Consider the following 15630-nt stretch of genomic DNA (forward strand, 5'->3'; position numbering starts at 1 on the left):
CGTGAACAGCCTTTGCGATAGCGCATCATCCGAACGCGGTCCGTCTACGAAGAAGACACGACGACCGAAGGAGTTCGACATGTCCGCAAGCGCCACCACCACCAAGGACGCGACCAAGGACGACGCCACCACCGTCGACGCGACGCGCACCGACGGCGCCGCGGGCCGTGCCCTCGCCCGCCGTGATCCGTCGGGCGACCGGGGACGCACCTCCATCGCCGACATCGTGGTCGCCAAGGTCGCCGGGATCGCCGCGCGCGAGATCGACGGTGTCCACGACCTGGGCGGCACCACCGAGCGCGTGGTCGGCCGGGTCCGCGACGTCCTGCCGGGCACGACGGTGAGCACCACCCAGGGCATCGAGGTCGAGGTCGGCGAGCGTCAGGCCGCCGTGGACGTCTCGATCGTGGCCGAGTACGGCGTCGCGATTCACCAACTCGCAGCGGCCATTCGACGGAATGTGGTCTCGGCGATCGAGCAGATGACGGGTCTCGAGGTCACCGAGGTCAACATCACCGTGCACGACATCGCGTTCGGCGACGACGAGCAGGAGTCGAACACCACCCCGCGGGTCCAGTGATGACGTCGGACCTCCCGGCGGCGCGGACCGACGACGGGGGCCCACTGGCGGAACGCCTCGCCACCGCCGTCCTCGCCGTACCGGGCGTCCGTGACCTGCACAGCGGCCTGTTCGGGGAGATCGCCACGTATCTCCCCGGGCGTCGGGTCCCGGGCGTGTCCCTCGCCGACGACCACGGCGAGGTCCACATCGTCGTCGACGCCGCGTACGACCTCCACAGCACCGCCGCGCGGGTACGCGATGTCACCGAGGAGCTCGCCGCGCGACCCGTCACGGTGACCGTGGCAGACATCAGCGTCAGCTCGAAGCCGACTCCGAAAGATGGTGAAGCGCAATGAACAACGCGATCGTGGGCCTGTTCGTCGGCCTGCTCCTCGCTCTGGCCGCCGTCGCCGGCGGGCTGGCCGGTTTCCTGCTCGCCATCGTGCTCGGCGCCGCGGGACTCGTGTTGGGACTCAACCGGGACGGCACCATCGATCTGGGCGCACTCCTGCGGAGCCGGGGTCGTGGCTGAGCACGAATCCGGCGGGCCCGCCCGAGATGCTCACCCGACCGCGGGTGACTCGCCGCCCGGCACGCTCACCGTCGCCGATCGCGTGATCGAGAAGATCGCGGCCCGAGCGGCTCTCGACATCCCGGGGGTCGTCCGCCATCGCGGTGGCGTCGGGTCGGTACTGGGAGTCGGTGAGCGGAACTTTCCCGACGCGGCCGTTCATGCGGGCGGCGCCAGGATCACCCTGTCCCTCGCCCTCGAATGGCCGTGCGCGGTCGCCGAGGTGTCCCGCACCACACGCGATCACGTCGCCGCCGAGGTCGAGCGACTCGCCGGCATCGTTCCGCTTCGCGTCGACGTGACGGTGTCCAAGTTCGAGCCACGACAGGCGATCCGGCGCCTGCAGAAGGGTTACGTGGACCTGCCGCCGGTATCCGACGAGCCCGAATACGAGGACGTTGACGCCCACATTCGCGACAACGACCCGCGCCCCGACGACCCGGACCCGGACCCGGACCCGGACAACACCGACGCATCCACTCCGACCATCAGCATCGACACGGGGGTACGACGATGACGCAGACCGCACCCGAATCGGGTACCGCTCCTGTCGCGACCCTACGGAACACCGACGCCCAGAACGTCTTCCCACCTGCAGCTCTCCCGGGCGCTGCGATCGCCGGCGCAGCGTTGGGGCTCATCCTCCTCGCGTTCGGCGCGGCAGCCGTACGCGACATCGCCGTCGACGCGAGCTGGCTCAATGGTCGTCCGTGGTCGGTCACCGCCGCCGAGTGGGTCGCAGAACTGCAGTGGCAGAACTGGATGTGGCCGGCCGCGATCGGGTCGATCTTCGTAGGCCTCGTCCTGCTGTGGATCGCGATCAAGCCTCGTCGCCGGACCCACCTCGAACTCGCCGCCGGCGAGGGGATGTGGACCCGCCCCGGAGACGTCGCCCGACGCTGCAGCGCCGCCGTGTCCGACCTGCCCGGCGTACTCGACGCCGACACCGTGGTGACGCGACGGAAGGTCACATGCACCGTCGGGGTGCGGAGGCAGGTCGCCGACCGCGCCCTCATCGACAGCACGGTCGCCGCCGTGGCGGCCGATCTCGCCTCGTCACCGCGGGTTGTGGTGCGCGTGCGCGATCGAGGACCGAGGAGCGTCCGATGAATCGTCTTCCCGCAACCGCACATCGGCTGTCGGTCGGACTCGTGGCGCTGCTGCTCATCATCGTCGGCGTCGGAGCCGTGGCATGGAAGGTCGACGCCCAACCGGTGGCCGGGTGGGTCGACCGTCTCGACGAGCGTGCCGCTCTCGACGCCGCGCAGGCGTCCTGGTGGGTCTGGGTATTGGCTGGCGTCACCGTGATCGCGATCGGCTGGGGCCTGTTGTTGCTGGCCACCAACGTACGGCCCCGCGCAGTGGACGACGCCCTGCTCGTCGGTTCCGATCAGACCGGAGCGCTCACCGTCGCACCGAAACTGATCGCGAACGCGGCAGCGACGGAACTGGCCGGGAACCCGCTGTTCCAGAAGGTGACCGCGAGAGCGATCGACGACCGGTCGCGCAGCATCATCCGACTCGAGGTGTCGGCGACGCCGAATCGGAGCTTCGACGAGGTCACCGCGCCCGTCGCGGAGACCGTCGCCGCCATCCGTACCGCGCTCGGAGAGTCCGGAGTCCACGTCCAGGCTCTCATCCACCTCGACAGGTGACCCGAAGAAGCGACCCCGACGGACGGCCTCATCCGAGGCTGTCGTCGAACCAATGAGATGAAGGAGAAGAGAATGGGATTCAGCGACAAGGCCGGCAACAAGGCCGAGGACCTCTCGGGTAAGGCCAAGGAGGCCGCCGGCGATGTGACCGGTGACGACCAACTCAAGAGCGAGGGCAAGGGCGATCAGCTCTCCGCCGCCGTCAAAGACGGCGTGGAGAACGTCAAGGACGCCGCGTCGAACATCAAGGACAAGCTGACCGGCAAGTGATCATCGCCGCCGGCAGCCGAACCTCCCCGCCGGCGGTGACAGGGCGAATCCCGGAGGTGCTCAGCACATTCGGGATTCGTCCTGTTGGGGCCACGAACGGCCCGTCACGTCCCCTTGACGTTGAGGATCTGTCGCAGGGTGTGCTCGATGTCCACCAGATCGACGGCGTCGGCCATGACCTGATCGATGTCCTTGTACGCGTCCGGGATCTCGTCGACCCACTGCTCGCCGTGACGGTACTCGATCCCTGCCATCCGGGCGGCGAGATCGTCGGCGGTGAACCGCCTCCGCGCCTCGCTCCGCGAGAACCGCCGGCCGGCACCGTGCGGCGCCGAGCACAGGCCCGCGGGATTCCCCTTGCCGCGCACCACATACGACCGTGTACCCATCGAACCCGGGATGACGCCCCGTACGCCCTCATGGGCGTCGATCGCACCCTTCCGGGTGAGCCAGACGTCTTGGCCCGCGTGCGTCTCCCGCACGGTGTAGTTGTGGTGGCAGTTGATCCGGTCCACCTCCAGGGATTCCGTTTCCTCGACGACGCCGCCGGAGGCGTTGTCTGCGAACCACTTCCCGAACACCTCGACGAAACGGTCCATCATCTCCGCGCGGTTCTCGAACGCGAACCGCTGCGCCCAGGCCAGATCCCGCAGATAGGCGGTCAGCTCCGGGGCCCCCTGCGGCAGGTACGCGAGATCGGCGTTCGGCAGTTTGATCCACCACTGGCGGCACAACCGCTGAGCGATCTTGATGTGCTTCTGCGCGATCTTGTTGCCGACGCCCCGCGAACCCGAGTGCAGGAACAGCCACACCACGTCGCCCTCGTCGAGGCACAGCTCGATGAAGTGGTTGCCACCGCCGAGCGAGCCCAGCTGCTCCCGCCACTTCGGCGAATGTGACAGGTCGACACCGTCTTTCGTCGCCTGTTCGGCGAGGGCATCGATGCGTGGCCGGGTGAACTCGAACCGGTCCAGACCGCGGTTGTAGTTGCCGGGCGACAGCGGGATCGCGTCCTCGATCGTCCTCCGCAGTCGCCCGAGGTCCATTCCGTCGATGTCCGCGGCGCGCAGGCGCGTCTGCACCGCGATCATGCCGCAGCCGATGTCGACGCCGACGGCCGCGGGAATCACCGCGCCGGTCGTCGGGATGACGGTGCCCACCGCGGAGCCCTTCCCGAAGTGTGCGTCGGGCATGAGGGCGATGTGCGGGTGCACGAACGGCAACCGGGCGGTCTCGGCCGCTTGGGTCAGGGTGTTGTCGTCCACGTGCGATGCATAGTTCAGCACCTTGGGCGACACCTTGGTCGGCATGGAGTTCTTCCTCTCGTGTGCGCCCGCGTCAGCGGGCCCACACATCACACCGTCGAATCCCCGGTGCGGCAACCGTATTTCTTCTTCCCGATGCCACCCGGAACTCCCGCCGCCACCCGTCGCGGCGACACGACGGCGCGCAGCACTGACTCACGGGCGACACGAGACACACCAGGCGACCCGTCATGTACCGACCCGAGTCGACAGCAGATGGTCAGCCGATGACGCCGAGTGCCTTGTCCCAGACGGCGTTCTCGCGCACCTCACCGGGACCGACCATGTCGGCGAAGACAATCGTGCCGTCCCGATCGACGAGAAAGGTCCCGCGGTTCGCGTAGCCGCGATCCTCGTTGAACACCCCGTAGGCGCGCGCGGTGTCGCCGTGCGGCCAGAAGTCGGACAGCAGCGGGAACAGGAAACCCTGCGCGGCGGACCACACCTTGTGCGTGGGAGAGGGTCCGACCGAGATGGTCACCGTGGTCACGTCGTCGTTGTCGAAGCGGGGCTGCTGGTCACGGATGTAACCGAGCTCGCCCTGGCAGGTACCGGTGAACGCGAGCGGGAAGAACACGACGAGCACGTTGCGGTCGGCTCGCAGGGTCGACAGCGACACGAGCTGGTTGTTCTGGTCGCGCAGGGCGAAATCCGGGGCCCGGTCACCGACGGTCAGGGGCGCAGAAGGCAGAGCACCGCTCATGCTTTCTTGCCCGCGCGGGCCTTGGGCTGGACCAGTCGGGCCGCCGACCAGTCACCGAGGCTGATGGCCGACGTCTGGGTGAGTCCCGCGGTCGGGGCCGCCTCGGCGATCTCACTCGGATCGACGTAGCCGGACTTGCCGGTCTTCGGCGACAACACCCACACGAAACCGTCTTCGGCGAGCGGACCGATCGCATCCATGAGGGCGTCGACGAGGTCGCCGTCGCCGTCGCGCCACCAGAGGACCACGACGTCGACGACGTCATCGGCATCCTCGTCGACCATCTCGGCGTCGATCGCGTCCTCGATGTCAGCGCGCAGTTCGTCGTCGGTGTCCTCGTCCCAGCCGAGTTCCTGCACGACCAAGCCTGCGGTCAAGCCCAGTTTCTGGGCGTTGCTACCGTCTGTGGCGGCTACCACCGCGCGTGACCTCCTGAAGATTCGTGGATCGTTCTGTGCGTCGTCTGTGGCGAATCCGCGTGCGCTCCCGCACGCCGTTCGCCTGTCAGCATAGGCAACAGCCTAGAGCCTCACATTGCAAGCCGAACGCCGTCAGGGATTTCGGGCGTTTCGCACCGGTTCCGTGACCGACCCGCCCGATCGTTACCCACAGCGGGGCGGAACAAACCGTACCCAGCGGCGCGAGGCGGACGGCGGCGTCAACCCCCGGGTCGCTCGGCCGACGTCGTGGCGGGAACCGACGGTCGAGGTGTGGCCGAGGACGTGGCCGGGAGCGGCGTGTAGGTACCGCACACATCGAGCAGGCGCTGTTTGGTGCGAGACCACTCGCTCGACACCGGGTTCAGGCCGGCACGCAGTTCGCGACTGATCGCGTTCTCGAGGCGCGCGGTCGACGCGAGGAACGCCCGCGCCGGCGTGGAAACGGCCGCTGGCGACGTCTCGGTGATCTTGGGGCGGATCCCGTCGGCACCGGCGATGAGACTGGCACGTGCCTTCTCGTCGAGATCCCCGACCCCGGCGTAGGTCTGCGCCGCGTTCAGCCGGGCGACGAAGGCGTTGAACCCGCGGACCATCACGACCATCGACGCCATCGACTCGCGGCAGAGCTCGACACCCTCGGCACGCACCTCCGCGGCCGCCGAGGCGGACAGTTCGGAGCGGTACACCGCCACCTCGCCGGGCGCCGGCGCCCCCGCGCCATCGACGGTCGACGCGCACGCCCCCGACAGGGCCGCGCCGAGTGCGATCGTGGCCGCGGTCGCCGACCGGACGGCACGACCCCGGCGCCGCCCGTCGGCCGCGCCTCCTCGATCCGGCATCCACTCCCCCTACTGGTCAGTAACCGTTTCTGGACGCTACCGCATCACGCCGATCGGGACACGCGACACGGATCCACCCGGTGCCAAGCCACCCCACATGGGGCACGATGAGGGTAGGCGCCGCACCACATCGGAGTGCGGTGCCGACGCCATGCGGTCGGACCACCACCCCGAGTTCGGCCTGTCAGAGGGAGTAGGCATCACCGTGACCAACCAGATGGACCAAGCGACACAGGACGTCTCGCCGAGCGCCGCCGGGAACACCGGCCCCAGCTCGAACGGACGTGCCGCCGGACAACGAGTCCGGGTCATCCGTGAAGGAGTCGCGTCCTATCTGCCCGACATCGACCCCGACGAGACCGACGAGTGGCTCGACTCGTTCGACGCCCTCCTCGACGCCGCGGGCCCTGGTCGCGCCCGGTACCTGATGTTGCGTCTGCTCGAACGCGCCGGCGAGAAGCGGGTGTCGATCCCCGCGCTCACCTCCACCGACTACGTCAACACCATCCCCACCGAGGCCGAACCCTGGTTCCCCGGTGACGAGGACGTCGAACGCCGATTCCGCCAGATGATCCGGTGGAACGCCGCGATCATGGTGCACCGCGCACAGCGCCCGGGCGTCGGCGTGGGCGGCCACATCTCCACCTACGCCTCGTCGGCGTCGCTGTACGAAGTCGGCTTCAACCACTTCTTCCGCGGCAAGGACCATTCCGGCGGCGGCGACCACATCTTCATCCAGGGCCACGCCTCCCCGGGCATCTATGCCCGCGCCTACCTCGAGGGCCGCATCGACGAGGCCCGCATGGACGGGTTCCGGCAGGAGCACAGCCACGCCGGCGAGGGCGGCGGCCTGCCGTCGTACCCGCACCCGCGACTGATGCCGGACTTCTGGGAGTTCCCGACGGTGTCGATGGGCATCGGCCCCATGAATGCCGTCTACCAGGCGCGGTTCAACCACTACCTGCACGACCGCGGCATCAAGGACACCTCCGACCAGCACGTGTGGGCCTTCCTCGGCGACGGCGAGATGGACGAGCCGGAATCGCGCGGCTTCGCGAGCTTCGCGGCCACCGAGGGCCTCGACAACCTGACCTTCGTCATCAACTGCAACCTGCAGCGTCTCGACGGCCCGGTGCGCGGCAACGGCAAGATCATCCAGGAGCTCGAGTCGTTCTTCCGCGGTGCGGGCTGGAACGTCATCAAGGTCATCTGGGGCCGCGAGTGGGACTCGTTGCTGCACGCCGACCGTGACGGCGCGCTGGTCAACCTGATGAACACCACCCCCGACGGCGACTTCCAGACCTACAAGGCCAACGACGGCGCGTTCGTCCGCGAGCACTTCTTCAACCGCGACCCGCGCACGAAGGAACTCGTCAAGGACCTCTCCGACGCCGACATCTGGAATCTGAAGCGCGGCGGCCACGACTACCGCAAGATCCACGCCGCCTACGCCGCGGCGATGACCCACAAGGGACAGCCGACGGTCATCCTGGCCCACACCATCAAGGGCTATACGCTCGGCAAGCACTTCGAGGGCCGCAACGCGACGCACCAGATGAAGAAGCTGACGCTCGACGACCTGAAGGCCTTCCGCGACAGCACTCGCATCCCGATCACCGACGAGCAGCTCGAGAAGGACCCGTACCTGCCGCCGTACTACAACCCCGGCAAGGACTCGCCGGAGCTGCAGTACATGCTCGACCGGCGCAAGACCCTCGGCGGCTTCCTGCCGAGCCGCCGCACCAAGGCGAAGGTGCTGAAGGCCGACATGAGTTCGGCACTGAAGGCCACCGCGAAGGGCTCGGGCAAGCAGCAGGTCGCGACCACCATGGCGCTCGTGCGCGTCTTCAAGGATCTGTTGCGCGACAAGGAGGTCGGCAAGCGGATCGTGCCGATCATCCCGGACGAGGCGCGGACCTTCGGTATGGACTCATGGTTCCCGACCCTCAAGATCTACAACCGCAACGGACAGCTCTACACCTCGGTCGACGCCGAGCTGATGCTCGCCTACAAGGAGAGCCCCGAGGGTCAGATCCTGCACGAGGGCATCAACGAGGCCGGGTCGGCAGCCAGCTTCGCCGCGGTCGGCACGTCGTACTCGACCCACGACGAGCCGATGATCCCGCTGTACATCTTCTATTCGATGTTCGGCTTCCAGCGCACCGGTGACAGCTTCTGGGCCGCCGCCGACCAGATGGCGCGCGGCTTCATCATCGGCGCGACCGCGGGCCGCACCACGCTGACCGGTGAGGGCCTGCAGCACGCCGACGGGCATTCGCCGCTGCTCGCCGCGACCAACCCCGCCGTCGTCTCCTACGATCCGGCCTTCGCCTACGAACTCGGCCACATCGTCGAGAGCGGCATGGAGCGGATGTTCGGCGAGGACCCCGAGAACGTCTTCTACTACCTGACTGTCTACAACGAGCCGATCAGTCAGCCGGCGAAGCCCGAGGGACTCGACCCGACCGGCATCGTCAAGGGCGCCTACCGGTTCCAGAGGGCGCCGGAGGGCAAGGAACACCCGGCCAACATCCTCGTGTCCGGTGTGACCATGCCCGACGCACTGCGCGCCGCCGACATGCTCGCGGAGGAATGGAACGTCGGCGCCGACGTCTACTCGGTCACGTCGTGGAGCGAGCTCGCCCGGGACGGGATCCGCGCCGACCGCGAGGTACTGCGTGATCCGGCCGCCGAGCCGGCACCGGCGTACCTGACCGAGCTGCTCGCCGACGCCGCCGGCCCGTTCGTCGGTGTCAGCGACTACATGCGCGGAGTGCAGGAGCAGATCCGGGCATACCTCCCGGGCACCTACCTCACGCTGGGGACGGACGGGTTCGGGTTCTCCGACACGCGCCCGGCGGCGCGACGGTTCTTCAACGTCGACGCCGAGTCCATCGTCGTCGCGGTGCTCGTCGCGCTCGCCCGGGACGGCAACATCGAGATGTCGGTGGCCAAGCAGGCCGCCGACAAGTACCAGATCGACGACGTCTCGGCCGCACCCGAGCAGACCAGCGATCCGGGAGTCGCCTGACCGGTCGCGCCGACGGACACGGCCTCCACTCGCCCTCGGCCGGGGAACCCACCCCGGCCGAGGGGCTAGATTGAGGTCGTGTCCGATGCGCGCGTGAACAGGAAGCAGCCACCGGCTGACGTGTTCGGTGAGCGGGGCGCGCACGTACCGGCCCCCGCCACCGTGCACGACGCGCTGCCGGACACTCTTCTCCGGCGGGTCAAGCAGTACAGCGGCCGACTCGCCACCGAGGCGGTCCATTCGATGCAGGACCAGCTGCCCTATTTCTCCGACCTCGACGCCGCGCAACGCGCGAGTGTGCAACTCGTCGTGCAGACCGCGGTGGTCAACTTCGTCGAGTGGATCCAGGACCCCGAGGGCAACGTGAAGTTCACGGTCCAGGCCTTCCAGGTGGTCCCGCAGGACCTCGCCCGCCGCATCACGCTGCTGCAGACCGTCGAGATGGTCCGCGTGGCCATGGAGTTCTTCGAGAAGTGGCTGCCGCTCCTCGCCCGCAACGATGCCCAGCTCCGTGCGCTGACCGAGTCGGTGCTGCGCTACGGACGCGAGATCGGTTTCGCCGCGGCAGCGATCTACGCCTCGGCCGCGGAGTCACGCGGGGCGTGGGACTCCCGGCTCGAGGCCCTCGTCGTCGACGCGGTGGTCCGCGGCGACACCGGGCCACAATTGCTCTCTCGCGCAGCGGCGCTCAACTGGGACTCGGATGCGCCGGCCACCGTGATAGTCGGGACGCCGCCCCCGGAACAGAACGTGTCGGTGCCACTGGCGATCCACAACACGGCCAAGTCCTTCGACCGGTCGGCCCTGTCGGTGGTGCAGGGTTCGGTGCTGGTGGCCATCGTGAGCGGTCCCGCCCGTCCGACCGAGAAGTTCGTCGGCGCACTGCTCTCCCACTTCGCCGACGGTCCGGTGGTGATCGGTCCGACCATGCCGAACCTCGGCAGCGCGCACTCGAGTGCCACCGAGGCCATGGCCGGGATCGAGGCGGTGGCCGGCTGGCCGAGCGCACCGCGGCCGGTCCACAGTCTCGAACTGCTACCCGAGCGCGCGCTCAACGGCGACGAGTCAGCGATGACCGCTTTGATCGAATCCCTCGTCCAGCCGCTCGCCGAGGGCGGTGCGACGCTGAGCACCACTCTCGAGGCCTACCTCGACTCCGGCGGCTCGGTCGAGTCCTGCGCCCGAATTCTGTACATCCATCCAAATACGGTTCGCTACCGACTGAAGAAAATTTCGGAAATCACAGGACGTGACCCAACTAACCCGCGCGATGCCTACGTTCTGAGGGTCGCGTCGACGGTGGGTCGACTGACACACTTCCGGCACAAATCGCCAACATCTGCCACATGAGTCACACGGGTTTCATGTCCGATTCACCGTTTGTGCTGATAGGAGCCTTAAGAACACGGTTCGGTAACAAATCTCAGACTGATGACGAACCAGGTGACCTCTAGGTCTCCTTTGTGGGAACCCCACAAAAGCCCGCGACAAGCTTCATGCTTCTCCACACCCACATCCCCCGGGTAAAGGGTGTTCTCTGGTCACGTGCTTTCGATGCTTGCTCCCGGACAGGGATCTCAGACACCCGGCATGCTCACGCCATGGCTCGAATTGCCGGGCGCGCGTGACCAGATCGCCACCTGGTCCAAACAGACCCGTCTGGACCTCGAACGCCTCGGCACCACCGCCACGGCGGAGGAGATCACCGACACCGCCGTGACCCAGCCGCTCGTCGTCGTCGCCGCACTGCTGGCCTACGACGAGGTGCGCAAGCACGGTGAACTGCCCGCCGACGCCGTGGTCGCCGGCCACTCGGTCGGCGAACTCGCCGCCGCCGCGATCACCGGTGTCATCTCGGCCGACGAGGCCGTCACGCTGGCCGCGCTGCGCGGCTCGGAGATGGCGAAGGCGTGTGCCCTGCAGCCCACGACCATGGCCGCGGTCCTCGGGGGCGACGAGGCGGCCGTCCTCGCACGTCTCGACGAACTCGATCTCGTCCCCGCCAACCGCAACGCCGCCGGGCAGATCGTCGCCGCCGGCGCGGTCGCGCAGATCGACGAGCTGATCGCCTCGCCGCCGGAGAAGGCCCGGATCCGCAAGCTCGCGGTCGCCGGCGCGTTCCACACGCACTTCATGGCCCCTGCGCAGGACGCCGTCGCCGCAGCCGCCGCCCGCATCACGCCCGCCGATCCCACCCGGACCCTGCTGTCGAACTCCGACGGACAGCCGGTCACGAACGGCGCCGACGCGCTGGCCAAGCTGGTGGGACAGGTGACCAGGCCGGTCCGCTGGGATCTGTGCTCGGCGTACCTGCGAGACCACTCGGCACACGCCCTGGTGGAACTGCCCCCGGCAGGGACGCTGGTGGGCATCGCGAAGCGCGAGCTCAAGGGCACCCCCGCGCTGGCGCTCAAGGAGCCCGGCGACATCGCGAAGATCACCGAACTTGGATAGCGGTCGCGGGTAGTCCGCGACCCCCGGAACGTCGGCTTCATGTCGGCGTGTCCAAGCGCGCGGACTTCTCTGTCCGTGCTGCGCTCCGGAAATCTCACATCCACGTAGGAAGACGAAAGGGAACCACACAGTGGCTGCCACCCAGGAACAACTCATTGCCGGCATCGCCGAGATCATCGAGGAAGTCACCGGCATCGAGCCGTCCGAGGTGACCCTCGAGAAGTCGTTCGTCGACGACCTGGACATCGACTCGCTGTCCATGGTCGAGATCGCGGTCCAGACCGAGGACAAGTACGGCGTCAAGATCCCCGACGAGGATCTGGCCGGCCTGCGTACCGTCGGTGACGCGGTCGCCTACATCCAGAAGCTCGAGAGCGAGAACCCCGAGGCCGCAGCTGCCATCAAGGCGCAGGTCGAGGCAGACGAGGCCTGATGACCCCCTCTTCCCTCCGCGAGTACTCCACGCTGGGTGGGAACTTCCCGAGTGTGGTGGTCACCTCCATGGTGGCCACCACCTCGTTGGGTGGGGATCTCGACTCGACCTGGAAGAACCTGCTGGCCGGCGAATCGGGCATCCGTGAGCTGACCGACGACTTCATCACCAAGTACAACCTCCCGGTGCGCATCGGTGGTCGTCTCCTCCAGGATCCCGCCGAGGAGGTCACGCGCATCGAATCCCGGCGGATGGCCTATGTCGAGCGCATCTCCCACGTGATGAGCAAGCGCCTCTGGGCGCAGGCCGGCGAACCCGACGTCGACAAGGACCGCCTCGCGGTCGTCATCGGCACCGGTCAGGGTGGCGCCGACGCGATGGTCGACGCAGTCCAGGCCATGGAGGGCACCGGCAACTACCGCAAGGTGTCCCCGCTCGCCGTCTCGATGGCGATGCCGAACGGACCGGCGGCCGTCGCCGGACTCAACGTCGGCGCACGCGCCGGCGTGATCACTCCCGTCTCGGCCTGTTCGTCGGGCGCCGAGGCCATCGCGCACGCCTGGCGGCACATCGTCATGGGTGACGCCGACATGGTCGTCACCGGCGGCGTCGAGGGTCACATCGACGCGGTGCCGATCGCCGCGTTCTCGATGATGCGGGCGATGAGCACCCGTAACGAGGACCCCGCAGCGGCGTCGCGACCGTTCGACAAGGATCGCGACGGTTTCGTGTTCGGCGAGGGTTCGGCGATGCTGATCCTCGAACGCGAGGAACACGCCCGCGCACGCGGTGCACATATCCACGCCCGCCTGCTCGGTACCGGCATCACCTCCGACGGATTCCACCTCGTCGCCCCCGACCCGAGTGGTCAGGGCAACGCGCGGGCCATGACGCGGGCCCTGCAGACCGCTGGTCTGCAGCGCTCCGACATCACCCACATCAACGCGCACGCGACGTCGACCCCCATCGGCGACACCGCCGAGGCCGCCGGCATCCTCGCCGCCATCGGACAGCACGCTGCGGTGTACGCGCCGAAGTCCGCGCTCGGACACTCCATCGGTGCGGTCGGGGCGCTCGAGTCGGTCCTGACGATCAAGAGCGTCGAGGAAGGCGTCATCCCGCCGACCCTCAACCTCGAGAACCTGGACCCGGAATGCGACATCGACGTCGTGCACGGTGAACCCCGGTACGGGCAGATCGATTACGCGATCAACAACTCGTTCGGTTTCGGTGGGCACAACGTGGCGCTCGCCTTCGGTCGCTACTGAGCATCACCGCCACACCCCCCGACACCCAGGAGACATCGATGACGACCTTGGCTCCCGTTGCCGGCCGCGAAGAAGCCGCCGATCCCCGCGACCCGCTGTTGCGGCTGACCAACTTCTTCGACGAAGGCACGATGTCGCTGCTCCATCCGCGCGACAAGTCGGGCGTCCAGGCCGCCGTCGGACTGGTGCACGGGGTCCGTACGGTCTCCTACTGCACCGACGGCACCGTCATGGGCGGCGCCATGGGTGTCGTGGGGTGTGCGCACATCGTCAACGCCATCGACACCGCCATCACCGAACAGGCGCCGGTCATCGGCATCTGGCACTCGGGTGGCGCCCGCCTCGCCGAGGGTGTCGAGGCGTTGCACGCGGTGGGTCAGGTCTTCGAGGCGATGGTGCGTGCCTCGGGCTACATCCCGCAGATCTCGGTGGTCGTCGGCTTCGCCGCCGGCGGCGCCGCCTACGGCCCGGCGCTCACCGACGTCGTGATCATGGCGCCGGCCGGCCGGGTCTTCGTGACCGGCCCGGACGTCGTCAAGAGCGTCACCGGCGAAGAAGTGGACATGGAGTCGCTGGGCGGCCCGACCACCCACGGCAAGAAGTCCGGTGTCTGTCACATCGTCGCCGACTCCGAGCCCGACGCGCTGTGGCGCGCACGGCGTCTGGTGTCGACGTTCACCCAGCAGGGACATTTCGACCGCGAACACGCGCGGGCCGGCGACACCGACCTCAAGGCCCTGCTGCCGGAGTCGAATCGGCGCGCCTACGACGTCCACCCGGTCGTCGAGCAGTTGCTCGACTCCGGTGTCGCGGCCGACGGCGAGACCCAGATCTCGAGTTTCGAAGAGCTGCAAGCCAAATGGGCACCGAACATCGTCGTCGGCTTCGGCCGGTTGTCCGGACGCAGCGTGGGGATCATCGCGAACAACCCGCTGCGGATGGGCGGCTGCCTCAACTCCGAGAGCGCGGAGAAGGCATCGCGTTTCGTCCGCCTCTGCGATGCCTTCGGCATCCCGCTCATCGTCATCACCGATGTGCCGGGTTACTTGCCCGGCGTCGGCCAGGAGTGGAACGGCGTCGTCCGCCGCGGCGCGAAGCTCTTGCACGCGTTCGCCGAGGCCTCGGTCCCCCGGGTCACGCTGGTGACCCGGAAGATCTACGGCGGCGCCTACATCGCGATGAACTCGCGTGCGCTCGGCGCCACCGCGGTGTTCGCCTGGCCGGGCTCCGAGGTCGCCGTGATGGGCGCGAAGTCCGCGGTGGGCATCCTGCACAAGAAAGCTCTCGCCGCAGCGCCCGACGACGAGCGTGAGGCCCTGCACGACCGTCTCGCCGCCGAGCACGAGGCGATCGCCGGCGGTGTCGGCCGCGCACAGTCCATCGGCGTGGTCGACGAGATCATCGACCCGGCGCACACTCGCAGCATCATCGCCGAGGCGCTCGCCGCGGCACCCGCGCGCCGCGGTCGCCACAAGAACATCCCGCTCTGACGCATCGCACAGACGACGAAAGTGCCCCGGTCCACGAGGACCGGGGCACGTCTCGTTGTAGTTCGTCCCCCTGCTAACCCACCCGCTGCTGCAACCAGGTGACCTCGGCGCCGGCACCGCCCATGCGGTACTGCTCGAGCGCGTTGTCCCACGCGGTTCCGAGCGCGCCTTCGAGTTCACCGGCGAGACCGGCGCTGTCGGGCTGCGATTCGATCATCGAACGCAACTGGTTCTCGCCGATGATGACGTCGCCGTTGGCGCTCGTGGAGCCGCGCCAGAGGCCGAGTCCCGGGACGTAGCAGAACCGTTCACCGTCGACACCCTCGCTGGGGTTCTCGGTCACCTCGAAACGCAGCGCCGACCACTCCCGCAGCGCCGTCACCAGACGAGCCGCGGTACCGACCGGACCCGCCCAGTCGACAGTGGCACGCTGCATGCCGGGTTCGGCATCCTGTGCCGACCATTTCAGGTTGGCGCGCGCATTCAGGGTCGACGACAGAGCCCACTCCACATGCGGGCACAGCGCCACCGGCGCCGAGTGGATGTAGACCACTCCTGTTGTCATGTCCGCAAACTGATTCAGATTGCGCACCTTGTTCACCTCCGTTGT

18 protein-coding genes are annotated in these 15630 nt (G+C 68.1%); 13 read left to right on the top strand and 5 right to left on the bottom strand.

From position 1 onward, the window contains the following. Window positions 1-79: 79 nt before the first annotated feature. From GR168_RS14970 to GR168_RS15000, 7 genes are all read left to right on the top strand, one after another. Window positions 80-580, top strand: coding sequence for an Asp23/Gls24 family envelope stress response protein (locus GR168_RS14970; protein WP_058252039.1), 501 nt, complete (start codon window positions 80-82; stop codon window positions 578-580). Next, window positions 580-918 (top strand): hypothetical protein, encoded by a 339-nt coding sequence (locus tag GR168_RS14975; protein ID WP_159371092.1) that lies wholly within the window; start codon window positions 580-582, stop codon window positions 916-918. Before GR168_RS14970 ends, GR168_RS14975 begins: the two co-directional genes overlap by 1 nt. Then, on the top strand, window positions 915-1094 hold the full coding sequence (locus GR168_RS14980; RefSeq protein WP_058252041.1) for a hypothetical protein: 180 nt from the start codon (window positions 915-917) through the stop codon (window positions 1092-1094). Before GR168_RS14975 ends, GR168_RS14980 begins: the two co-directional genes overlap by 4 nt. Continuing rightward, a complete protein-coding gene (locus tag GR168_RS14985) occupies window positions 1087-1650 on the top strand; it encodes an Asp23/Gls24 family envelope stress response protein (protein WP_159371093.1) in 564 nt (187 codons plus the stop codon). The genes GR168_RS14980 and GR168_RS14985 overlap by 8 nt, the downstream gene beginning before the upstream one ends. Next, complete coding sequence (locus tag GR168_RS14990) at window positions 1647-2243, top strand: DUF6286 domain-containing protein (protein WP_159371094.1); 597 nt, start codon at window positions 1647-1649, stop codon at window positions 2241-2243. The genes GR168_RS14985 and GR168_RS14990 overlap by 4 nt, the downstream gene beginning before the upstream one ends. Then, window positions 2240-2788 carry a hypothetical protein gene (locus tag GR168_RS14995; protein WP_159371095.1) on the top strand — a complete coding sequence of 183 codons (549 nt, stop codon included), beginning with the start codon at window positions 2240-2242 and terminating at the stop codon, window positions 2786-2788. The genes GR168_RS14990 and GR168_RS14995 overlap by 4 nt, the downstream gene beginning before the upstream one ends. Before the next feature lie 72 nt (window positions 2789-2860). After that, a complete protein-coding gene (locus GR168_RS15000) occupies window positions 2861-3058 on the top strand; it encodes a CsbD family protein (protein WP_159371096.1) in 198 nt (65 codons plus the stop codon). A 104-nt stretch (window positions 3059-3162) separates the two neighbouring features. Here GR168_RS15000 and GR168_RS15005 read toward each other — a convergent pair whose 3' ends face one another. The 4 genes from GR168_RS15005 to GR168_RS15020 form a co-directional block, all read right to left on the bottom strand. Beyond that, the gene (locus GR168_RS15005; protein WP_159371097.1) at window positions 3163-4368 is read right to left on the bottom strand and encodes an RtcB family protein; all 1206 of its coding nucleotides are present in this window, start codon (window positions 4366-4368) and stop codon (window positions 3163-3165) included. 214 nt (window positions 4369-4582) lie between these two features. After that, complete coding sequence (locus GR168_RS15010) at window positions 4583-5065, bottom strand: peroxiredoxin (protein WP_068971527.1); 483 nt, start codon at window positions 5063-5065, stop codon at window positions 4583-4585. After that, window positions 5062-5484 carry a DUF3052 domain-containing protein gene (locus GR168_RS15015; RefSeq protein WP_058252048.1) on the bottom strand — a complete coding sequence of 141 codons (423 nt, stop codon included), beginning with the start codon at window positions 5482-5484 and terminating at the stop codon, window positions 5062-5064. Before GR168_RS15015 ends, GR168_RS15010 begins: the two co-directional genes overlap by 4 nt. 239 nt (window positions 5485-5723) lie before the next feature. After that, window positions 5724-6344 carry a hypothetical protein gene (locus GR168_RS15020; RefSeq protein WP_058252049.1) on the bottom strand — a complete coding sequence of 207 codons (621 nt, stop codon included), beginning with the start codon at window positions 6342-6344 and terminating at the stop codon, window positions 5724-5726. 151 nt (window positions 6345-6495) lie between these two features. Here GR168_RS15020 and aceE point away from each other — a divergent pair, with 151 nt between their 5' ends. The 6 genes from aceE to GR168_RS15050 all read left to right on the top strand — a co-directional run bounded on the left by aceE (window position 6496) and on the right by GR168_RS15050 (window position 15020). Then, a complete protein-coding gene (gene aceE / locus GR168_RS15025; protein WP_203235949.1) occupies window positions 6496-9375 on the top strand; it encodes a pyruvate dehydrogenase (acetyl-transferring), homodimeric type in 2880 nt (959 codons plus the stop codon). A 78-nt stretch (window positions 9376-9453) separates the two neighbouring features. Continuing rightward, window positions 9454-10725 (top strand): helix-turn-helix domain-containing protein, encoded by a 1272-nt coding sequence (locus GR168_RS15030; protein ID WP_065630086.1) that lies wholly within the window; start codon window positions 9454-9456, stop codon window positions 10723-10725. 195 nt (window positions 10726-10920) lie between these two features. Further along, entirely contained in the window at window positions 10921-11829 is a 909-nt protein-coding gene (locus tag GR168_RS15035) for an ACP S-malonyltransferase (protein ID WP_137810264.1), read from the top strand. A gap of 130 nt (window positions 11830-11959) precedes the next feature. Then, window positions 11960-12262: a meromycolate extension acyl carrier protein AcpM gene (acpM, locus tag GR168_RS15040; protein ID WP_058252053.1), complete on the top strand. Its 303-nt coding sequence runs from the start codon at window positions 11960-11962 to the stop codon at window positions 12260-12262. Further along, complete coding sequence (locus GR168_RS15045; protein WP_065630088.1) at window positions 12262-13530, top strand: KasA/KasB family beta-ketoacyl-ACP synthase; 1269 nt, start codon at window positions 12262-12264, stop codon at window positions 13528-13530. The genes acpM and GR168_RS15045 overlap by 1 nt, the downstream gene beginning before the upstream one ends. A 38-nt stretch (window positions 13531-13568) precedes the next feature. Then, window positions 13569-15020, top strand: a complete 1452-nt coding sequence (locus GR168_RS15050) for a carboxyl transferase domain-containing protein (RefSeq protein WP_137810265.1) — start codon at window positions 13569-13571, stop codon at window positions 15018-15020. A 73-nt stretch (window positions 15021-15093) separates the two neighbouring features. Here the strand turns inward: GR168_RS15050 and GR168_RS15055 are convergent, their stop codons facing one another. Continuing rightward, window positions 15094-15612 carry a DUF3145 domain-containing protein gene (locus tag GR168_RS15055; RefSeq protein WP_010841193.1) on the bottom strand — a complete coding sequence of 173 codons (519 nt, stop codon included), beginning with the start codon at window positions 15610-15612 and terminating at the stop codon, window positions 15094-15096. Window positions 15613-15630: the final 18 nt, after the last annotated feature.

The sequence above is a fragment of the Gordonia sp. JH63 genome (genome assembly GCF_009856645.1).
Taxonomy (GTDB): domain Bacteria; phylum Actinomycetota; class Actinomycetes; order Mycobacteriales; family Mycobacteriaceae; genus Gordonia; species Gordonia hongkongensis.